The organism is Phytohabitans kaempferiae (genome assembly GCF_042433955.1).
Lineage (GTDB): Bacteria > Actinomycetota > Actinomycetes > Mycobacteriales > Micromonosporaceae > Phytohabitans > Phytohabitans kaempferiae.
In genome coordinates this window covers 88,405-109,201 of the sequence record NZ_JBHLUH010000091.1, presented here as the reverse complement: position 1 = coordinate 109,201, position 20,797 = coordinate 88,405, and the positions used below count along the sequence as shown (strand labels likewise).

The 20,797-nt window shown below is 73.7% G+C and carries 15 protein-coding genes and 1 pseudogene; 7 read left to right on the top strand and 9 right to left on the bottom strand.

Going from position 1 to position 20,797, the window contains the following annotated elements:
• Positions 1-113: 113 nt before the first annotated feature.
• Positions 114-1,925 carry a 2-oxoglutarate dehydrogenase, E2 component, dihydrolipoamide succinyltransferase gene (gene sucB / locus ACFFIA_RS40435; RefSeq protein ID WP_377262042.1) on the bottom strand — a complete coding sequence of 604 codons (1,812 nt, stop codon included), beginning with the start codon at positions 1,923-1,925 and terminating at the stop codon, positions 114-116.
• 39 nt (positions 1,926-1,964) lie between these two features.
• On the bottom strand, positions 1,965-3,344 hold the full coding sequence (lpdA, locus tag ACFFIA_RS40430; RefSeq protein ID WP_377262040.1) for a dihydrolipoyl dehydrogenase: 1,380 nt from the start codon (positions 3,342-3,344) through the stop codon (positions 1,965-1,967).
• Between the two features lie 229 nt (positions 3,345-3,573).
• On the opposite strand from lpdA, the gene ACFFIA_RS40425 reads away from it, so the two are divergent.
• Entirely contained in the window at positions 3,574-3,927 is a 354-nt protein-coding gene (locus tag ACFFIA_RS40425) for a hypothetical protein (protein ID WP_377262098.1), read from the top strand.
• Between the two features lie 137 nt (positions 3,928-4,064).
• Here the strand turns inward: ACFFIA_RS40425 and ACFFIA_RS40420 are convergent, their stop codons facing one another.
• Positions 4,065-5,624, bottom strand: coding sequence for a leucyl aminopeptidase (locus ACFFIA_RS40420; RefSeq protein ID WP_377262037.1), 1,560 nt, complete (start codon positions 5,622-5,624; stop codon positions 4,065-4,067).
• 162 nt (positions 5,625-5,786) lie between these two features.
• Between ACFFIA_RS40420 and gcvT the strand changes: the two genes are divergently transcribed.
• Positions 5,787-6,881 (top strand): glycine cleavage system aminomethyltransferase GcvT, encoded by a 1,095-nt coding sequence (gcvT, locus tag ACFFIA_RS40415; protein ID WP_377262034.1) that lies wholly within the window; start codon positions 5,787-5,789, stop codon positions 6,879-6,881.
• Between the two features lie 348 nt (positions 6,882-7,229).
• On the opposite strand, the gene ACFFIA_RS40410 is transcribed toward gcvT, so the two are convergent.
• From ACFFIA_RS40410 to ACFFIA_RS40400, 3 genes and pseudogenes are all read right to left on the bottom strand, one after another.
• A complete protein-coding gene (locus ACFFIA_RS40410; RefSeq protein WP_377262032.1) occupies positions 7,230-8,165 on the bottom strand; it encodes a hypothetical protein in 936 nt (311 codons plus the stop codon).
• A 49-nt stretch (positions 8,166-8,214) separates the two neighbouring features.
• Positions 8,215-8,988 carry an adenosylcobinamide-GDP ribazoletransferase gene (locus ACFFIA_RS40405; protein ID WP_377262030.1) on the bottom strand — a complete coding sequence of 258 codons (774 nt, stop codon included), beginning with the start codon at positions 8,986-8,988 and terminating at the stop codon, positions 8,215-8,217.
• A 1-nt stretch (position 8,989) separates the two neighbouring features.
• Positions 8,990-10,663: pseudogene (locus tag ACFFIA_RS40400) on the bottom strand (bifunctional adenosylcobinamide kinase/adenosylcobinamide-phosphate guanylyltransferase); the annotation flags it as partial.
• Positions 10,664-10,746: 83 nt separating this feature from the next.
• Here ACFFIA_RS40400 and ACFFIA_RS40395 point away from each other — a divergent pair.
• Positions 10,747-10,947 (top strand): hypothetical protein, encoded by a 201-nt coding sequence (locus ACFFIA_RS40395; RefSeq protein ID WP_377262029.1) that lies wholly within the window; start codon positions 10,747-10,749, stop codon positions 10,945-10,947.
• A gap of 67 nt (positions 10,948-11,014) precedes the next feature.
• Complete coding sequence (locus tag ACFFIA_RS40390) at positions 11,015-11,800, top strand: site-2 protease family protein (protein ID WP_377262027.1); 786 nt, start codon at positions 11,015-11,017, stop codon at positions 11,798-11,800.
• Positions 11,801-11,955: 155 nt separating this feature from the next.
• Here the strand turns inward: ACFFIA_RS40390 and ACFFIA_RS40385 are convergent, their stop codons facing one another.
• Both ACFFIA_RS40385 and ACFFIA_RS40380 read right to left on the bottom strand, forming a co-directional pair.
• Positions 11,956-12,954: an aldo/keto reductase family protein gene (locus tag ACFFIA_RS40385; RefSeq protein ID WP_377262025.1), complete on the bottom strand. Its 999-nt coding sequence runs from the start codon at positions 12,952-12,954 to the stop codon at positions 11,956-11,958.
• Positions 12,955-12,968: 14 nt separating this feature from the next.
• The gene (locus tag ACFFIA_RS40380) at positions 12,969-17,465 is read right to left on the bottom strand and encodes a WG repeat-containing protein (protein WP_377262023.1); all 4,497 of its coding nucleotides are present in this window, start codon (positions 17,463-17,465) and stop codon (positions 12,969-12,971) included.
• 350 nt (positions 17,466-17,815) lie between these two features.
• Between ACFFIA_RS40380 and ACFFIA_RS40375 the strand changes: the two genes are divergently transcribed.
• Genes ACFFIA_RS40375 through ACFFIA_RS40365 form a run of 3 tightly spaced genes read left to right on the top strand, consistent with a single transcriptional unit; the run spans position 17,816 to position 20,239 of the window.
• Positions 17,816-18,499: an ABC transporter permease gene (locus ACFFIA_RS40375; RefSeq protein ID WP_377262021.1), complete on the top strand. Its 684-nt coding sequence runs from the start codon at positions 17,816-17,818 to the stop codon at positions 18,497-18,499.
• The gene (locus ACFFIA_RS40370) at positions 18,492-19,292 is read left to right on the top strand and encodes an ABC transporter permease (protein ID WP_377262020.1); all 801 of its coding nucleotides are present in this window, start codon (positions 18,492-18,494) and stop codon (positions 19,290-19,292) included. The genes ACFFIA_RS40375 and ACFFIA_RS40370 overlap by 8 nt, the downstream gene beginning before the upstream one ends.
• A complete protein-coding gene (locus ACFFIA_RS40365) occupies positions 19,289-20,239 on the top strand; it encodes an ABC transporter ATP-binding protein (protein WP_377262017.1) in 951 nt (316 codons plus the stop codon). Before ACFFIA_RS40370 ends, ACFFIA_RS40365 begins: the two co-directional genes overlap by 4 nt.
• Here the strand turns inward: ACFFIA_RS40365 and ACFFIA_RS40360 are convergent.
• Positions 20,220-20,780 carry a helix-turn-helix domain-containing protein gene (locus tag ACFFIA_RS40360; RefSeq protein WP_377262015.1) on the bottom strand — a complete coding sequence of 187 codons (561 nt, stop codon included), beginning with the start codon at positions 20,778-20,780 and terminating at the stop codon, positions 20,220-20,222. The genes ACFFIA_RS40365 and ACFFIA_RS40360 overlap by 20 nt on opposite strands.
• Between the last annotated feature and the right edge of the window lie 17 nt (positions 20,781-20,797).

The window sequence follows — 20,797 nt, the reverse complement described above, 5'->3', positions numbered from 1 at the left end:
CCTGCATCCTCCCCCGTGCGCGCGGCCGGAAACGCGGCGGGTCGGGCCGCCGGTGTACAGAACGACGCGCGGGCGCCGGCTTTCCCCGGCCCCCGCGCGTCGCGTTGTCGGAATCAGGCGAGCCCGAGGTCGGCCTCGAAGTGACCGCCCTCCAGCCGCTCCTTGACCGCGCTCAGGAAGCGGGCCGCGTCGGCACCGTCGATGATCCGGTGGTCGTACGAGAGCGCCAGGTAGCACATCGAGCGGGGCGTGATGACCTCGCCCAGGTCGGGGTCGTCGACCACGATCGCCCGCTTGACCACCGCGCCGGTGCCCAGGATCGCGGACTGCGGCTGCGGCACGATCGGCGTGTCGAAGAGCGCGCCACGGCTGCCGGTGTTGGTGACCGTGAAGGTGGCGCCGGAGATCTCGTCCGGGCTGACCTTGTTGGTGCGGGTCCGCTCGGCCAGGTCGGCGATCCGCCGCGCGAGCCCGGCCAGGTTGAGGTCGCTCGCGTCGCGGATGACCGGCACCAGCAGGCCACGCTCGGTGTCGACCGCGATGCCCAGGTGCTCGCCGTCGGGGTAGGTGACCGTGCCGGCGTCGAGGTCGAGCGAGGCGTTGACGATCGGGTAGCGGCGCAGTGCCTCCACCGCGGCGACCGCGAAGAACGGCAGGAACGAGAGCTTGACGCCGTGCTGCTTCTCGAAGTTGGCCTTGGCCTGCTGGCGCAGCCGGGCGATCTTCGTGACGTCGACCTCGACCACGGTGGTGAGCTGGGCCGAGCTCTGCAGCGACTCGTACATCCGCTTGGCGATCGAGCGGCGGGTGCGGGTCAGCTTCTCGGTGCGGCCGCGCAGCGGGCTGGGCTCCGCCTTCGCCGGTGCGGGGGCCGCCTTCGGCGCGGGCTGCTCGGCCGGTGCGGGCGCCGCGGCGGCGGCCTTCGCCTTCTCGGCCGCCTCGAGCACGTCCTGCTTGCGGATGCGGCCGCCGACGCCGGTGCCGCTGAGCGAGCCGAGGTCGACGTTGTGCTCGCTGGCGAGCTTGCGGACCAGCGGCGTCACGTACGCCGTGTCGCCACCGTTGGCCTGCGCGGCGCGGGCCGGCGCGCCACTGGGCTGCGCCTGGGCGGCCGGGGCCGGCTGCTCCTGCGGGGCCTGGGCGGGAGCCGGCTCGGGGGCACGCTGCGGCTCGGGCGCCGGGGCGGCCTCCGCCTTCGCCGGCGCGGGCTCCTCCTTGGCCGGGGCGGCCTCCGCCTTGGGCTGCGGCTGGGCCGGCTCGCTCGGCGCCGGAGCGCCCGCGGAGCCGATCACGGCGAGGTCGGCGCCGACGTTGGCCGTCTCGTCCTGCTGCACCTTGATCTCGAGGAGCGTGCCGGCGGCCGGGGACGGGATCTCCGTGTCGACCTTGTCGGTGGAGACCTCCAGCAGCGGCTCGTCCGACTCCACGTTTTCGCCGACCTGCTTGAGCCAGCGGGTCACGGTGCCCTCGGTGACGCTCTCGCCGAGCGCGGGCATCTTGACGACCGTGGCGCCGCCACTCGACGGAGGCGGGGCCTGCTCCTGCTCGGCCGGCTGCTCCTGGGGCGGAGCGGCGGCGGCCTGCGCGGGCGCCGGCTCCTCGGCCGGTGGCGCCTCCTGCGCGGCCGGCTCGGGCTGACGCTCCGCCTCCGCCTTCGCCGGCGGAGGAGCGGCGCCCGCCCTCTCGTCTTCGCCCGAGATGACGGCAAGCTCGGCGCCGACCTCGGCGGTCTCGTCCTCCTGGACGACGATCCGGGTCAGCACGCCCGCCGCCGGCGACGGGATCTCGGTGTCGACCTTGTCGGTGGAGACCTCGAGCAGCGGCTCGTCGACCTCGACCCGGTCGCCCTCCTGCTTGAGCCAGCGAGTGATGGTGCCCTCGGTGACGCTCTCGCCCAGGCGGGGCATGGGGACGGATACCGGCATCTTTCCAGACTCCTTCAAAGGCTCCGCGGGAAAACTCTGTCAGGCGTGCGCGTGCAGTGGCTTGCCCGCGAGCGCGAGGTGGGCCTCGCCGAGCGCCTCGTTTTGCGTCGGGTGCGCGTGCACGAGCTGGGCGACCTCGGCCGGGTAGGCCTCCCAGTTGTAGATGAGCTGCGCCTCGCCGACCAGCTCGCCGACCCGCGCGCCGACCATGTGCACGCCGACCACCGGGCCGTCGGCCAGCCGGACCAGCTTGATGAAGCCCTGGGTCCGCAGGATCTGGCTCTTGCCGTTGCCGCCGAGGTTGTAGTTGTACGCCTGCACCTTGTCGGCGCCGTACTTCTCCTTGGCCTTGGCCTCGCTGAGACCCATCGAGGCGACCTCGGGGTCGGAGTAGGTGACGCGCGGGATGCCAGCCTCGTCGATCGGCGCCGGGTTGTGGCCCGCGATCTCCTCCGCCACGAAGATGCCCTGCTGGAATCCGCGGTGGGCGAGCTGGAGACCGGGCACGATGTCGCCGACCGCGAAGACGTTGGGGACGCTCGTGCGGAGGCGCTCGTCGGTGAGGACGAAGCCGCGCTCCATCTTGACGCCCTGCTCCTCGTAGCCGAGGCCAGCCGTCGTCGGGCCGCGCCCGACCGCGACCAGAAGCAGTTCGGCCTCGAGCACGTCACCGCCGGCGATGGTGACGCGCACGCCAGCCTCGGTCTGCTCGACCTTCTCGAACGGCTTGCCCGTCTTGAACCCGATGCCACGCTTGCGGAATGCCCGCTCAACCGCCTTTGACGCCTCCTCGTCCTCAGCGGCGAGCAGACGGGGGAGCGCCTCGACGATGGTGACCTCGGCGCCGAGCGAGCGCCACGCGCTGGCGAACTCGACGCCGATCACGCCGCCGCCCAGCACGATCGCCGAGGCGGGGACCCGGTCGAGGGTGAGCGCGTGCTCGCTGGAGATGACCCGCTTGCCGTCCAGGTCGAGGCCGGGGAGGGTGCGCGAGTACGACCCGGTGGCCAGCACGATGTTGCGCCCCTTGTAGCGCGTGCCGTCGACCTCGACCGTGTCGGCCGCGACGAGGCGGCCGGCGCCCTCGATGTATGTGATCTTGGCCGCCTTGACCAGACCCTGGAGGCCCTTGTAAAGCTTCGCGACCACGCCGTCCTTGTAGGCATTGACGCCCGCCATGTCCACGCCGATCAGCTCGGCCTTGATGCCGAACGCGGCGGACTCGCGGGTCTGGTCGGCGACCTCGCCCGCGTGCAGGAGCGCCTTGGTGGGGATGCAGCCGCGGTGCAGACAGGTGCCGCCTAGCTTGTCCTTTTCGATAAGTGCGACCGAAAGGTCTAGTTGCGCGGCCCGCAGGGCTGTGGCATAACCGCCGCTGCCGCCTCCGAGAATCACTACATCGAAGGTCTCGCCGCTCATATTCAACTCCCAGGTCGCGTCGCTGCTACGCGGGTCTACGCTGTGAAATCCCTCGGCCATCTTGTCACTTGGGAAGGCATCCCGCGTCACCGAGGTGCCCAACGACACGTCTCCGCCACGTAGGCTTGCATACCGGACGTTTTTCGGCCTCCCCTTGCGGCCTCTCCAGCGCCACGTGAGGATCGGGCGCAAGTGTCGTGCGACACAGGTTGAGAAAAGTTCGCGGTCAATGGCGTGTGGGAGGAGAGATCTGGTGGCCTGGTTTCGTCGACGCAAGGATTCCGGCGGCACACCGGGTCAGCGTGGGGCGAATCGTGCCGATTTAGAGCACCTTGAGGAGTTTGTCCGGTCGCGTCGCGGTGTGGAGGCTTTCATCGAGCCGCGCACCACCGTCACCCAGACGACCGTGCTGCTGATCGCGCACGACGGCGAGTGGACCCGCCGCCGGATCGACAGCCCCGAGGGCGCCCGCCGGTTCGCCCACCGTCTCGCGATCCCGATCTACGATGTCGCGCTGGTCGGCTACCCGCAGCGCATGCGCGACTACAACGAGCGCCGCAAGAAGGCCGGCGGCGCCGTCTAGGGACCGTCGCGGTCGGCCTCCGCTTTGGGCTGCCGCGACGTGCGTCGTGCTCCAGACCGCCGCTCCCGCGGCCGCGTCCTCCGCGATCCCACGACCCGTGGCCGCAGCGGCTCGCGTCGCACCTCTGGCGGTGCGGATCAGCCCGCCGACGCGATGTCGTCGATCAGCGCGAGCAGCGTACGCAGCGGGACGCCCGTGCCGCCCTTGGCCCAGTAGCCGGTCGGCTCACCAGAGTGGTAGCTGGGGCCGGCGATGTCGATGTGCGCCCACGGCACCCCGTCTTCGACGAACTCGCGCAGGAACACGCCGCCCTGCAGCATGTGTCCGGCCCGGTCCATGCCCGCGTTGACCTGGGAGATGTCGGCGACGTCGGAGTCCATGCCCTTGCGCACGTCTTCGGGCAGCGGCATCGGCCACGCCGGCTCGCCCACCTGCTCGCCGGCGGCCTTGACCCGCTCGCAGACCTCGGGCGTGCCCATCACGCCGGCGACCCGCTTGCCCAGCGCCACCACCTGGCCGCCGGTGAGCGTCGACGCCTCGAAGAGGTAGTCGCACCCGTCCTGGCAGGCGCGGGCGATCGCGTCGCCGAGGATCATGCGGCCCTCGGCGTCGGTGTTGAGCACCTCGACCCGCTTGCCGTTGCGCATCGTGACCACGTCGCCGGGGCGGTACGCGGTGGCCGAGGCCATGTTCTCCGCCATCGGCACGTACGCGGTGACCGCCACCGAGGGCTTCAGCGCGGCCACGGCGAGCATGGTGGCACTGACCGCCGCCGCGCCCGCCATGTCGGACTTCATCTCCCACATGCCCTGTGCCGGCTTGATGGAGAAACCACCGGTGTCGAACGTGATGCCCTTGCCCACGAGGGCCACGCGCTTTTCGAAGCCCGCCGGCGTGTACGAGATCCGCACCAGCCGCGGCGGCGCCGAGGAGCCGAGCCCGACGGCGAGGATGCCGCCGTATCCCCCCTCGCGCAGCGCCTCCTCGTCGAGCACCTCGACCTCGAGCCCCGCCTCGCGCGCCGCGGCCGCCACCGCGTCGGCGAACTGGGGCGGGCGCAGCTCGTTGGGGGGCGTGTTGACCCAGTCGCGGGTCTGCGCCACCGCCCGCGCCACCACCTCCGCCCGGGCCACCTCCGCCTCGGCGGCCGGCTCCGCGGCGTCGGGCACATGCACGATCACGGCGCCGACCGGAGCGCGGCGGCCCGGCTGCGGCTTCGTCTTGTACCCGCTGAAGCGGTAGGCACCGAGCAGCGCGCCCTCGGCGACGGCCCGGAGCGCGGCGGGCGCGTCCTCGTCGTCGGGGAGCGGGAGGCTGAGCGCGGCGGTGCCGCTGCCGGCGAGCGCGCGCACCGCGGCGCCGGCGGCCCGGCGCAGCGTCTCCGGCGGCGGGGCGGCACCGGTCGGCTCGGGCCCCAGGCCCACGGCCGCCACGACGGGCGCGGTGATCGTGCCGAGTGTGGCGAGCTTGGTCACCTCGCCGGGCGCGCCGGTGGCGCCGAGCAGCGCGAGCGTGCCGGTGAGCCGCCCGTCGAACGCCGCGACGATGCTCTCCGCGCCGCTGGCCAGCAGGAGGCTGCCGCCGTCCCCGCCGGCCGCGTCTCCGTTCACGCTGTGCACGCCGATCACGATGGCATCGACGGCGAGCTCGGCGGGATCGGTGTCGACCAGGCTCAGGGTCGGGATTGGGGAGGTCACTCGGCGGCTCCGGCGGGTCTCGACGCTGGCTGGTGTCCCGCCGATGCTAACCACACGGTGAACCTTGGGTAAGTTGCCACCCATGACCGAGCGCAGCGAGCGGACCATAAGGCACAGCGCGTTTGGAGTCTCGCGGCCGCCCGCGGCGAAGCGAGGACGGGCGTGAGCGCGGAGCTGCGGCGCTCGCCGCTGCACGAGCGGCACGTCGAGTTGGGCGCCAAGTTCGCCGCGTTCGGCGGTTGGGACATGCCCCTGGAGTATGCGGGCGGCGGCGTGCTGCGCGAGCACGCGGCGGTGCGCGAGGCGGTCGGCGTCTTCGACGTGTCGCACCTCGGCAAGGCGCGGGTGACCGGGCCGGGCGCGGCCGACTTCGTCAACTCGTGCCTCACCAACGACCTCGGCCGCATCGGCCCTGGCCGCGCGCAGTACACGCTCTGCTGCGACGACGCGACCGGCGGCACGATCGACGACATCATCGCCTACCTGCACGCCGACGACCAGGTCTTCCTCATCCCGAACGCGGCCAACACCGCCGAGGTCGTCCGCCGCCTCCAGGCGGCGGCACCGCCGTCGGTCACGGTCACCGACGAGCACGAGGAGTACGCCGTGCTCGCGGTGCAGGGGCCGCGCTCGACCGAGGTCATCGGCGGGCTGGGGCTGCCCACCGACCACGACTACATGAGTTTCACCACTGTCGACGACGTTGTGGTGTGCCGCACGGGCTACACCGGCGAGCACGGGTACGAGCTGGTGGTCCCGGCCGGTCGGGCGGTCGAGGTGTGGGATCGGCTCTTCGCGGCCGGCGGCGAGTTCGGGCTGCGTCCGTGCGGTCTCGGCGCCCGCGACACGCTGCGCACCGAGATGGGGTACGCGCTGCACGGGCAGGACCTGAGCCCCGACATCACGCCGGTGCAGGGGCGGGTCGGCTGGGCGGTGGGCTGGGACAAGCCCGCCTTCTGGGGGCGCGAGGCGCTGCTGGCGGAGAAGGCGGCCGGCCCGAGGCGTACGCTCCGCGGGCTGGAGGCGCTCGACCGGGGCATCCCGCGGGCGCACATGCGCGTGCTGGTCGGCGACGACGAGGTGGGCGAGGTGACGAGCGGCACGTTCTCGCCGACCCGCAAGCTGGGCATCGGGCTGGCGCTCCTCGACACCGCGGCCGGGCTCGCCGACGGCGCCGAGGTGGAGGTCGACGTGCGCGGCCGCCGGTCGCGGATGCGCGTGACCAAGCCGCCCTTCGTCAAGCCCCAGGTGCGCTAGAGGACCTGTCGACCCCGTGCGTGGCGAGAAGTTGCCCCTTTGGAGCCTGTTGCAAAATTGCTCGATCGCAGTGGGTGTCGAGAAGAACACGGCTGTATCGGTCGCTGGCCGTCGAAGGGCGGCCAGCGAGGGTTAGCGCGACCCTCAGTTCGCGCGAATCTGATGATTTTGCAACAGGCTCTATGGGGTCAAGAAATCGCCACGGACGCTCAGCGTCCGTCGCGCGACGCCTCCCTGCGGCGCGGCCGTAGGGAGGGGTTGTGGACCGCGGAGGGTGAGGCTGCGGGAGCAGCGGTCTGGACCACGACGCACATCGCGGTAGCCCGGATCTGTCTCCTCAGAACAGATCTAACGCACCGGGTCGCCGAAGAGCGTGGCGCAGACGCGCGTGTAATAGGTGCCCGGGGCGCCCTGGTAGTGCTCGGGCGGCGCGACCGTCAGGAACGAGTCGGCATCGGGGTTGGGGCTCGGGTCGAGCGTGAGCGACAGCTCGGCCGCCCGGTCGGAGCCCTTCTCCGGCGGCGCGCCGTAGGCCACCGCGATGTCGTGCCCGGTCACCGTGACCGTCGCCGGAAACGGCAGGAACGCGGGCTCGCCGGGCGGCTCGAGCGCGTCGCTCCAGGTGCGCAGCAGCCGCCGGGCCACGCCGGTGAGCGTCGCGCCCCAGCCGCGGGTCAGCTGCGACGGCACGTCGTGGGTCTGGAGCTCGAGCAGCCCGAAGCGGCCAAGCCCCTTGGTCGTGAACCACATGCCCTCGCCCGGCGCGTCTCCCGGCGAGTATGGAATCAGGATCCAGTCGGTGAGCCGGACGCGCCCCTCGGTGTCGGGCAGCGCGCGCAGCGCCGTGTCGACGGTGAGCACCTGGGTCTGGAAGGCGTCGATCACGTCGGCCCCCAGCACGCTGCCGAGCGCGGCGGCGACCGCCCGCGCGCTCCACTCGTGTGCCGGTGGCCAGCCTGGTCGGAAGCCAGCGCTGACCGTGACCACGTGCGTCGCCTCGGCCACGCGGCGCACCTGCGCCTCGTCGGCGCCGAACGCGGAGAGCAGATCGAGCGGCAGCGGCGGCAGGTCGTCGACCTCGCGCACCTCGATCGTCATCAGCGGGCCGGCGAGCATCTGCTTGGCGAGGTCGCGAGCCGGCCCGGTCACCATGCGGTCGACCGCCCGCGCGGCGGCGTCGGCGAGCGCCTGCGGCTCGTCGGGCGGGGCCGCGACGGGCACCAGGTAGGTGGCCGACACCGCCTCGGGCACGGGCAGGATCAGCGCGTCGTCGGGCTCTCCCACGCCCACGAACGTTACCCGCTGCGGGAGCCGCCGTGCGTCCCCCGCACCGCTAGCCCAACACCAGTCCCACGTAAGTGAGCGTGGTGGTGACCTCGATTCCCGCGCCGAGGACGTCGCCGGTGATACCGCCCACTCGGCGTACCACATGACGGGTGAGGACGACCGCGACGGCGATGGCCATGACCACGACGATCGGCCCCTGCCAGCCACGACCCGGCACCGCGGCCGCGGCGACGGCGGCGACGGCGGCCGTGCCGGCGGCGAGGGGCAGCGGCCCGACGGTGCCGGCGACGAGCGCGCCGAGCCCGTCTGGACGGGCGGCGGGCACGCCCCGGCGGCAGGCCCAGGTGGCGGCGAGCCGCCCGGCCGAGGTGGCGACGACCACGGTGGCGAGCGCGGCGGTCCACGGGCGGGCGGCGAGCGCGGCGATCGCGGCGGCCTGGACGAGCAGCGCGAGCACGATGGCCGCCACGCCGAACGGGCCGACGTCCGGCTTCTTCATGATGTCGAGCGCGGCCGGCCCGGTGCGGTACGAGCCGAGCCCGTCCGCGGTGTCGGCCAGGCCGTCGAGGTGCAGGCCGCGAGTGAGCAGCGCGCCCAGCGCGACCGTCACGGCGGCGGCGACCAGCGCGGGCGCGCCCAGCCCGCCGAGCGTGAGGAACGCGCCGGCCAGCGCGGCGCCGAGGAGCGCGCCCACCGCGGGCGCGAGCGACATCGCGACGCCGGCGGTCGCCCGGTCGACCCGTCCCGCCCGCACCGGCAGCACGGTGAACGTGGTGACGGCGAGGCGCACCCCCGCCGTCAGCGCGGACCCGTCAGGCACCGTCGCTCGTGACGAGCGCCGCGGCCGGATGCGCGGGCAGCGTGGCGGCGAGGCTCAGCGCGGAACGCAGCAGCGGGAGCGCGGCCAGCGAGGTCGCGCCCTCGCCCAGTTCGAGGCGGAGGTCGAGCAGGGGCTTGAGGCCGAGCACGTCGGCGCCGAGCTTGACCGCGGGGTTGCCGCCGTGGTCGGGGAGCAGGCACCAGTGGCGCGCCTGCCCGGCCAGGTCGCGGCTGACGATCGCGGCCGCCACGCCCACCGGGCCGTCGATCAGCACCGGCGTGCGGCGGGCGGTCGCGCCGAGCAGCACGCCCGTGGCGATCGCGACGTCGCCGCCGCCCAGCTCGGCGAGGATTTCCTTGGCGCCGCGCGGCTTCTCGCGGGAGCGGTGCAGTGCGTCGCGTACGGCGGCGCAGCGGGTCATCCACGCCACGTCGTCCAGCCGCCCGCCGGTCGTGACGACCCGGCCCAGCACCGTCGCGGGCTCCGCACCGGCGCCCGCGGCGAGCACGGCCGCCGCCGCGGCCTCGGTGCCGGTGCCGCAGGAGGCGAGCACGATCAGGTCCACACCGGAGTCGACGGCCTGCTCGGCGAGGCGCCAACCGTACTGCAGCGCCGCCTCCACGCCGTCGGCCGTGAGCGCCGGGCCATCCTCGATCGCCGCCGACGCCGGCGCCGCCACCACCTGGAGGCTCGCGCCGGCCTCCGCCGCCAGCCGCGCCAGCGCGCCCTCACCGGCCCGTGCCGCCTCGGCCCGCCGGGTCGACTCACCCGCCGTCGTGCCCGCAGCGGCACCGCCGTCGTGGTCACCCTGTAGCAGGAGTACGCGCACGGACTGCCACGGTGCCGGGACGGCGACTCCCTGCGTGCCCGCCGCGAACGCCACCACCTCGGCGAGCGCACCGAGCCCGGCGCCCGGGACGTCGAGCGTGGCGAGCCGGTCGGTGGCCTGCGGCCCGGTGTACTCGTCGGGCATCGGCAGGTCCATGCCCGACTGGATGACCAGCCCGGTGGCGACCACCGGGAGCGACATCGTGGGCGCGGTGAGCGCCTCGGCGGCGGCCACGACCGGTGCTGGTGCTGGTGCGGGCGTCGAGCCGTTGACCGGCGTGTGTGTGATCACCTCGGGCAGCGCGACCGGGCGCTGGGCGGCGTCGGTGAGCTTGAGCCAGCTCGGCTGCCCGGCCACCACCAGCACGACCGCGTCGCTCGCCTCGGCGACCGCCCGGTTGGCCTCGCCGAGCGCGTCGGCGAAGGCCCGACCCGCCTTCGTGGTCGGCACCAGCGCCAGACCCACCTCGGGGCTCACCACGACAAGCCGCGCGCGGCACTCGCGTACGGCCGCGGCCAGCTCGTCGGGCCGGCCGGTCTTCGGCAGGCGCGCGGTGATCCAGCCGCCCAGGTCGTCGAGGAGCAGCGTCTCCTCCGGACCCGCGCCCGCGATCAGCTCGACCAGCTTGGCCGGGTCGCGACCGACCTCCTCGGTGACCCACGTTTCGGGCCGCCGCTCCCGGTGTCGCTCGATGCGCGCGACCCACTCCGGGTCGTCGGCGTTGGACGTACCGGTCGCCACATACCGGACAACTGGCGCCGCGCTCACCAGCGACTCGGCGAACTCCGACTTGCCGGACCGGATACCACCGAGCACCAGCGCGGTACGCCACCCCTCTACGGACATGCTCGTACCTTAGATCGGTCGGCTGAATGCGGTGGGTGGGGCACTAGGCTGACGGGCGTTGTCGGGTGGAGGGGGAGTACGAAATGCCGTGGAGCTGGCGGTACGAGGGCACGGACGGGCAGGCGGTGGCCGGGCCGGCCGAGCAGTTCGGCAGCCAGGCCGACGCGGAGTCGTGGATCGGCCAGAGCTGGCGTGAGCTGGCCAACGACGGCGTGACCTCGGTCATCCTGGTCGAGGACGACCGGGTCGAGTACAAGATGAGTCTGCTGCCGAGCGCGGAGTGAGCGAGCAAACCATCAGGCACAGCGCGATTGGTGCCTCATGGCCGCCCGCAGCGGAGCGAGGACGGGCGTGAGCTTCGAGCGGCGGAGGGTGCTGGCTGGCATTCCGCGGGAGGCGTTCCGGCCGAGCGCGGTCTTCCTCTGCCTGGTGGCTCTCTTCCTGACCAGCGGCTGGATGACGTGGGCCGAGTTCGGCAACGTGCGGCTCGACGTCTTCCTCTTCGTCGTCTCGGGCTGGCTGGTCTCGCTCTGCCTGCACGAGTACGCGCACGCGGTCGTCGCCTTCATGGCCGGCGACCGCAACGTCGCGCACCGGGGCTACCTGACGCTCAACCCGCTCAAGTACAGCCATCCGCTGCTCTCGATCGTGCTGCCGGTGGTGGTCGTACTTCTCGGCGGCATCGGCCTGCCCGGCGGCGCGGTGTGGATCGACCGGCACGAGATCCCCGGACGGCTGCGGCACACGCTGGTCAGCCTCGCCGGCCCGGCGACCAACGTGGTCTTCGCGCTGCTGCTGGTGATCCCGTTCGCGGTCGGCGTCGACGTGGCGGCCCACCACGACTTCTGGGCGGCGGTCGCGCTGCTCTGCTTCCTCCAGCTCACCGCCAGCGTGCTCAACCTGATGCCGGTGCCGGGCCTCGACGGTGGCAACATCATCCAGCCGTGGCTCTCGCCGCAGTGGAAGCGCGGCTACGACATCCTCGCGCCGTACGGCTTCATCCTGCTCTTCGCCCTGCTGTGGAACCCGCGCATCGCCGGCTGGTTCTTCGGCGGGGTCAACGCGGTCGGCTCGGTCTTCGGCCTTCCCGCCTGGCTGCGCGACGACGGCTTCGCCCTGATCCGCTTCTGGTCTTGAGGCGGGTCGCGCTGAGTGGTTCTGGGGCAGGGATACCCGCTACGGGCGGTCAGGCTTGATCCCCGTGCGGTTCGCCCTGCCCCAGCACCTCCGTCGGCGCGCATCGGGCGCCTGTTGCGGCTTTGTGCCGTCACGCCCGGCGTCGGGTTACCTGTCTACGGGCGGCGGGCGACCTGGGCGGTCTTCGCCGGGTCGCGCTCGACGATGGGGTTGACCACCTCGTCGATCGCCTTGAGCACGTCGGCGTCCAGCTTCACGCCGCTCGCCTTGGCGTTGTCGTGCACCTGCTCGGGGCGGGTCGCGCCGACGATGGCCGAGGAGACGTTGGGGTTTTGCAGGACCCACGCGATCGCCAACTGGGCCATCGTCAGCCCGGTCCCCTCCGCGATCGGCTTGAGCCGCTGCACGGTGGCGAGCACCTCGTCGGTCATGAAGCGCGCGATGAAGCCGGCGCCCGACTTGTCGTCGGTGGCCCGCGAGCCGGCCGGCGGCGGCTGGCCCGGCAGGTACTTGCCGGTGAGCACGCCCTGCGCGATCGGCGACCACACGATCTGGCCGATGCCCAGCTCCTCGCAGGTGGGGACGACCTCGGACTCGATGACGCGCCACAGGATCGAGTACTGCGGCTGGCTCGACACCAGGTGGATCTTCAGCTCGCGGGCCAGCGCGTGCGCCTCGCGGATCTGCTCCGCGTTCCACTCCGAGACGCCGATGTAGTGGGCCTTGCCCGCGTGCACGATGTCGGCGAATGCCTCCATCGTCTCCTCGATTGGCGTGCTGACATCCCACCGGTGGGCCTGGTAGAGGTCGACGTAGTCGGTCTGGAGGCGCCGCAGCGAGCCGTTGATCGACTCCATGATGTGCTTGCGGGAGAGGCTGCGGTCGTTGGGGCCGGGACCGGTCGGCCAGTAGACCTTCGTGAAGACCTCGAGGCCCTCGCGGCGCTCACCCTTGAGCGCGCGGCCGAGCACCGCCTCCGCACGCGTGCCCGCGTAGACGTCGGCGGTGTCGAAGGTGGTGATGCCCACGTCGAGGGCGGCCCGCACGCACGCGAGCGCCGCCTCCTCCTCGACCTGGGAGCCGTGGGTGATCCAGTTGCCGTACGAGATCTCGCTGACGAGCATGCCGGAACGGCCAAGGTGTCGGAACTCCATGGCCCTAAACCTACCTACAGCACCGGTTTGGTGTCGGCGAGGAGGCGGTCGATCTCGTCCATCACGTCGCCTCGGCTGGGGTGAACGGGATCGATCAGCGGCTCGCCCCGGCGGTCGAGCGCGCCCCACTGCCCGTTGCCGTTGCCGATGAGGAACGCCACCGGATGGATCACCACGGCCGGGTGCACCGGCGGCACGATCAGCCGCCCCGCCTTGTCCACCACGCCCTTGCGGCCGCCACCGTCCACAATGGCTAATCCCTCGTCGGTGAAGCCGTCGACGTACCGCCCGTCGGTCAGCGCCGTCGCGAAGCCGGAGAAGCGGGTCGGCAGCACCACCTTGCCGGCCTTGTCCACCGCGCCCCAGCCGCCCTTGCGCACGGCGGCGACGCCCCGGCGGAACGGGCGTACGTCGTCGAAGCCGGCCGGGATCACGATCCGGCCGCTCTTGTCGATCGCGATCCAGTTGCCGTTGCCATCGCGGGATACCCAGGCCAGCCCGTCGGAGAACGACCCAACCCCGAGGTAGCCGGCCGACGCGGTGATGAGCTGCTGCCCCTGCTCGTCGATCAGCTCCCAGGTCTGCGCCTCCGGGCGGCGTACCCAGGCCACCTGGTCGCGGAAGGGCTGCACGTCCGCGTACTCCGGCGGCACGACGAACTCGCCCTCCGCCGTCGCGTACCCCCAGCGTTGGACCCGGTCGTGGAACGTCGGGGCCGGCGGGCGGTGGATCTGCAAGATCTCGTCCTTGGTACGCGGGTAGGGGCCCCAGCCGTTCTCCGCCACCTTGGCGAAGACCGCGTCGAGGGCCAGCTCGGTGCGCGCGATGAGATCCGGGTCTTCGACCTTGCGCAGCTCCAGCGCCCGCTCGAAGTGGTTGCACGCCTCCATGTAGCGCCCCTGGTCGTAGCTGGAGCGTCCGGCGTGCTCGTGCATCGTGGCGCGCAGCCGGTCGGGCAGCTCGGAGGAGTTGGCCTCCTCGAAGAGCCGGTCCGCCTCGGCGAAGTCGCCCCGCCACTGGAGTACGTGCGCCAGCCGCGCCTGCGCGATCGCGATCCGCCGCAGCTCGCCGGTCGCCTCGGCGTGGGCCAGCGCAAGCTTGCCGTCGGAGAGCGCCTTGCCGAGGTCGCCGAGGATGCGCGAGACCACGGCGCGGAGGCTGAGCAGGCGGGCCCGCGCCCGGTTGTCGGTGGCCGGCTCCAGCTTCTCGCTCAGCCGGTCGCGGATCTCCCGCAGCTCCTCGGGGTTTTCCACCAGCTCGCGGAGCGTCTCGTGGTGGAAGCGCCACTCGTACGACGCCAGCACCTGCTCCGGATCCGGCGCGGTGTCGGCCTCTTCGCCCGACTCCTGCGACGGCCCAACCGCGTCGTGCGGTCCACTGCCGTCCCGCTTGGCGGCACCGTCGCGCGGCACGATCGGGGCGAGCATGGTGGGCGCGCGGAGCGCGGTGGCCGTACCGGCCGCGGGTCCGGCCGGTGCCGGGAGCACGGTGTCGGGGCTGGCCTCCGCGACCGGCACCCCGTCCGCCCCGCCGTCACCGCCTGGTGCCGCTGCGGGGTCGTCGTCCGCGGCCGGCTCGCCTCCGTCGGCGGAGGTGGGCGCCTCGCCGGATTCGTCCGTCTGGTGGTCGGCCGCCTCTGGCCCGCCGGTCCGCGCCTGCGCCTCACTCCGAGCGCCGGCCGGGTCGTCGTATGCCCGCGGGCTGGCCGTCGCGGTGTGGCGATCGGCCGGGTTGGTCGTGGTGCTGGCGTCCGCCGGGTCTGCGTGTGCCTCTGCGTCGACGGTCGTGGTGCGGGCGTCGGGCGAGTCGGCCTGTCCCGGTGTGCCGGGCGGGCGCGCGGGCGCCTCGCCCCACGTGCCGGCGTCCGGCGATCCTCCGGGCGGGGCGGAGACCGGATGAGCCAGCGCGGCGGCGGGCGAGACCGGGGCGGCGCTGACCGGCACGCCGGACACCGGCGCGGGCGACACCGGCCCGGCGGGGGAGACCGGAGCCGCGGAGACGACCTCGGGGCGTTCCATCGACACCTTTCCGGTGCGCTCCGGCGGCGCGGGCGGCGCCGGGGACGTGGGGGTCGCGGAGGTGGAGAACCAGCCGGCCGGATCCACCGCGGCCGGCTCCCGAACTGGCTGGCCACCGGATGCGTGGCCAGCATCGGCAGGCGCCCGCTCGTCCGCCGGCCGGTCCCGCTCGACCGGTGGACCGTCATGCTCGGCCGGCCGGCCACCCCGGTCGCCACCGTAGGCCGGGTCGCCACCGTAGGTCGCCTGGTCGCGCTCGGCGGACGGTCCACTGTGGCCGTCGGCTCGCGGTCCGCCCCGGTCGCCGGCGAACATTGGCTGGTCGTGTTCGCCAGCTCGGGGTCCGCCGCGGTCGGTGCCGAATGGCGGCTGGTCCTGTTCGTCGGCTCGCGGTCCGCGGTGGTCGGTGTCGAACGGTGGCCGGTCGTGCTCCTCGGGTCGCGATCCACCGCGAACCTCGGCCGGTGGCCGGTCGCGGTCCGGCGGCGGACCACCGTGACCTGCCGGCGGGACCCAACGCAACGGGCTGGCCGGCTCCGGGAACGGCGCCACCGCCGGCCTTGACGACTCGATCGGCGGCTCGGCCCGGGCCGGCTCGCCAGCACGCGCCACCGGCACGCCAGCGGCAGCCGGCGGCACGCGACCCGCGGCCGGCTGCTGCTGCCCGTGTCCTGGCGGTTGCCCATGACCAGGCGGCTGCGCGTGCCCTGGGGGTTGTGCATGAGCGGGCGCTTGGGCGCGTCCCGGCTGGGCGCGTCCGGTGACCGGCTGCGCGCGTCCCGCCGGCGGCTGGGCGCGACCCTGGCCCCGCGGCGGCGCCTGGCCATGCGCCGCCGGCTGCTCGAATGCGCCCGGCTCGTAGGTGCCAGGCTGCTCGTAAGGACCCGGCTGGTCGTAACCGCCGCCGGCGTGGGCGCGTCCGGTCACCGGCTGGGCTCGTCCGGGCGGTGCCGCGCGGCCCGCGGCCGGGGCGCCATCCCACTCCGGGCGACCGTCGGGGGCGGGCCGGCCGTCCCAGCCCGGGCGCCCGGCGCCGTCGAACCATTCGTCCGGCCGCTGCCCACCGCCCCGGCGACCGTCGCCGGCCGCGGTCCACGCCTCGTCACGGGGAGGCGCCCCCGCCCGGCCAGCCGCCGCCCGGCGGTCACCCACCTCGGTGCCGGGCCGGGCCTCGCGCGGTGCGGTCGCGGGCCTTGCGCCGGTCGGCTCGTCGGCCCAACTCTCGTGCGCGGCCGCCGGCCGCCGCCGGTCGCCACCACCCCAACGCTCGTCTGGCGCGCCACGCCCACCGGGACCGCCCGCCGAGTCGGTCCGGCGTTCGTCCGCCCCGCCGCGCCCGCCGGGGCCGGCCGAGGGGTCGGGCCAGCGTTCGTCGGGGCCGGCGCGACCTCCGGCGTCGGCCCGGCGCTCGTCGGGGCCGCCTCGGCCGCCGGGGGCGGTCATGCCGGGGCGGCGGTCGCCGGAGCCGTCCGGCCAGCGTCCGCCGGCGGTCGTGGGGCGGCCGTCGCCGGGGTCGGGCCAGCGCTCGTCGCGACCACCGCGCCGGGCGGGACCGGGCTCGCCGCCGTGCGCGGCCGGCCCCAGGCGCCCGTCGCGAGCGGGGGAGACGGGTCGGTTGTCGCGGGCGGGGGAGACCGGGCGGCCGTCGCCGGGGTCGGCGCCCCAGCCCTGGTCGCCGGCCCAGCCGTCGCGGCCGGGCGGGCCGCCGCGGCCGTCCATCGGGCGCCGGTCGTCCGGCATCCCGGCGGGCGCCCGTCCGGTCGCGGCCCGGTCGCCGCCCTCCGGCCCGCCCCAACGGTCGCCGCCGGGGCCCCGGCGGTCGTCAGTGGCCCGGCCGTCGCCCGGGCCGGCCGCGCCCCGCCGGTCGTCGCCGGACGCGGGCCAGCGGTCGTCGTGCCGGCCGGGGCCGTACCGCGGATCCTGCTCGGGACCACCGCGAGCCCGCCGCGGATCGCGGGGGTCGGCGGGCGCGGACGGACCTTGACCGCGCCGCGGGTCGCCGGGTGCGGACGGACGCTGATCGCGACGCGGATCGCGCCGATCGGCGGGCGTGGACCGGCCCTGGTCGCGCCCCGGGTCCTGGCCGGGGGCACCGGGCTGGCCGCGGCCCCGCGCGGCGGCGGGGCGACCCGGGGCGGGAGCCGGGCTCCAGCGGATGCCGCCACCAGCCGGCGGCGGTACGGGAAGCCCGCGGTCCTCGGCCGACGCCGGCTTGACCACCGGCTGCTGTGCCGGACGCGCGCTGGCCGGATAGACGCCCGCGCCGGAGCGGGGCGGTACGGAAGCCGAGCCCCGACCGGACGAGCCGGAGCCGGGCGGCGGGCCAGTGCGGCGGCGGGTCAGGTCCTCGGTCTCCTCGGGCGGCAACTGGTCTCGCCCGGTGTCGCCGGGGTAGCGGAGGCTGGGGTGGAGCTGCTCCCACTCGTCGGTCCGCTCGTGCGCCCACGAGGGCTCGTCCGGCCCGCGCCCGTATCCGATGAAGTCTTCGCTCATCGCACCTCCCGCCGGAGGTGGGAGCCAACGTCGGTGGTCAGCTTTGGCCGCGAGCCCGTCGTGGCTTCGCTCACGGCCGATGTCACCTCGTCGGAAAATGTATCGCTGTGCCCTCGCACGCACCGGGTAGAGTCACCCGGCTCGGGTGCTGTGCGGTCGTGAAAGAGGGTATCGGCGTGGATTCGGTCAACGCCACTGGCGCCCGTGGCGTACATCAAAACGTTGTCGTGAGCTTTCGGACATTTGCCGCCATAATCGGATCGGGCTTTCGTCGCTATTCCACGTACCGTCAAGCCACGATCGCAGGAGCGTTCACAAACACGGTCTTCGGCTTCCTCCGTTGCTACGTTTTGCTCGCCGTCGCGGACGCCGCGGCCGGAGGGCTGGCCGGAGGATACAACCGCGAGCAACTGGCCACCTTCGTCTGGGTCGGGCAGGGGCTCCTCGCCGTCATTCTCCTCTGGGGCTGGACCGAGCTCGCCGACCGGATCCGCACCGGCGACGTGACCGGCGATCTGCTGCGGCCGGTGCCTCCCGTGGTCAGCTACCTCGCCACCGATCTCGGGCGGGCCGGTCACGCCGCGCTCACCCGGCTGATCCCGCCAGTGGTTGCCGGCCTGCTCTTCTTCGACCTGTACGTGCCGGAGCGGTGGCTCACCGGCCCGCTCTTCGTGGTCTCCATGGCGCTGGCGGTGGTGGCCTGCTTCGGCTGCCGGTACCTGGTCAACGCCGCCGCCTACTGGCTCCAGGACGTACGCGGGCCGATGATCGCGTGGACACTCGGCTCGGGCGTGCTGGCCGGCCTCTACTTCCCCCTGCGCTTCCTGCCGGACTGGGCCACGGTGGCGCTGTGGCTTGGCACGCCGTTTCCCAGCCTGTTGCAGACGCCGCTCGACGTACTCGTGGAGCGGGACCCGCCGCCGACGCAGGTCGGGCTGGTCGCGCTCCAGGCGGTGTGGGTGATCCTGCTGCTCGCCGCGTGCGGCTGGGTGCAGCGCCGCGCGGAGCGGAGGCTGGTGATCCAGGGTGGCTAGCCTCCGGCCGTACGTGGCGCTGCTGCGCGGCCAGGCCCGTTCGCTCGCGTCGTACCGCGCGTCGTTCGTGCTGGAGCTGTGCACCAACGTGCTCGCCACCGTCATGGACCTGCTGACCGTGCTGGTGCTCTTCCGGGTCAGCCGCACGCTCGGTGGCTTCACGCTGCGCGAGGCGTTGCTGGTGGTGGGGATCTCGTCGTGCGCCTTCGCCACGGCCGACCTCGCGGTGGGCAACATCGAGCGGATCAAGTTCTACGTGCGTACTGGCCTGCTCGACGCGGTGCTCGTCCGCCCGCTCGGCGCGCTGCCCCAACTGCTGCTGATGGACCTGCCGCTGCGGAAGATCTCGCGGTCCGTATTCGGCACCGGGGTACTCGTCGTCGCGGCGGCCACCGCTGACATCGACTGGACGCCCGCACGGGTCGCGCTCGTGGTGGTCGCGCCGCTGGCCGGGGTGGTGTTCTTCGCCGCCATCTTCGTGGTGAGCGCGGCCGTGGCGTTCTGGTGGGTGGAGACGGGGGAGATCGGCAACGCGTTCACGTACGGCGGGCGCGACTTCACGTCGTACCCGGTGACTGTCTACAGTGGATGGTTTCGGCGGCTCTTCGCGTACGGCCTGGGGTTCGCCTTCGTCGCCTACTACCCGGCACTGGCCATCCTCGGCCGGACCGACCCGCTGGGCCTGCCCGCCTGGGCGGGATATGTCGCACCGGCCGTCGCGGTGGTCGCGGCGACGGCAGCCGCCGTCGTGTGGCGGGTCGGCATCAGGCACTACCGGAGTACGGGGTCATGACGGTCGTCATCGCGGCAACCGAGCTGCGCAAGGAGTTCACGGTACGGGTCAGGAGCGGGCGGCTGCGCCGGGAGAAGCGGGTCGTGGCCGCGGTCGACGGCGTGGACCTGCGGGTCGAGCGGGGCGAGATGCTCGGCTACATCGGCCCGAACGGTGCCGGCAAGTCGACCACGCTCAAGATGCTCACCGGCGTGCTGATGCCCTCCGGCGGCGAGGCGCGAGTCTGCGGGTACGTGCCGGTGGCGCAGCGCACTCGCCTCGCGCGGCGGATCGGCGTGGTCTTCGGGCAGCGCTCGCAGCTGTGGTGGGACCTGCCGCTGCGGGAGTCGTTCGACCTGCTGGGCCACATCTACCGCGTGCCCGCCGCCGAGCACGCCGCCCGCCTGCGCCGGTGCCGAGGGCTGCTCGACCTGGACGAGTTCATGGACACGCCGGTGCGGCAGCTCTCGCTGGGGCAACGGATGCGCGGCGAGCTCACCGCCGCGCTGCTGCACGGTCCGGAAGTGCTCTTCCTGGACGAGCCGACGATCGGGCTCGACGTGGTGAGCAAGCAGGCGGTGCGCTCGTTCCTCACCGATCTGGGCGCGGGCGGGGACGTGACGCTGGTACTCACCACGCACGACCTCGCCGACATCGAGCGGCTCTGCCGGCGCCTGGTGGTGATCGACCACGGCCGCGTGGTGCACGACGGGACGATCGAGGAGCTGCACGCCCGGTACGGCTCGCGCCGCCGCGTCGTCGCCGAGCTGGACGAGCCGGTGGGCACGCCGCCGGAGGGCGCGGTGGTCGAGGCGGACGGGCGGCGGCTGGTGTTCACAGTGGACGGCCCGGCCGCACCGGTGATCGCCCGCCTGGCCGGCCTCCCCGCGCTCCGCGACCTCACCATCGTCGAGCCGGACATCGAGGAGGTCGTGACGAGGCTGTACCTCAGTCGGGATGCTCCATGATCAGCACAACCATGGTGTCCGGCTCGAGCGCCTCGTACACGTGCTCCACGTCGCCGGGAAACGCGGCGTAGTCGCCCGGCCGGAGCTCGACCGGCTCGGCGGCCGGGCCGGTACGCACTCGGCCGCGGGCCACGACCATGTGTTCGACGCTGCCCGGGATGTGCGCCTCCGCCTTGCGCAGCGCGCCCGGGTCGAGTTCGACCAGGTAGATGTCCCGCCGCGCGTGCCGCGAGCCGACCGAGAGCAGGATGCCGGTGAAGTCGGCCTGCTCCGAGCGGATGCCGGGCGCCTCGCCGGCGCGGATCACCCGTACGGCCGGCGTGGGCGGCTCGACCAGCCGGCTGAACGGCACGCCCAGCGCCACGCCCAGCGACCAGAGCGTCTCCACGCTGGGGTTGCCCGTGCCGGCCTCCAGTTGGGAGAGCGTCGACTTGGCGATCCCGGCGCGGCGGGCCAGCTCGGTGAGGGAGATGCCGACCCGCTCGCGCTCGCGGCGGAGGGCGGCGGCGATCGTGGCGAGCGGTGGTGCTGTTCGATCCATCGTCCAATCCGTTCGAC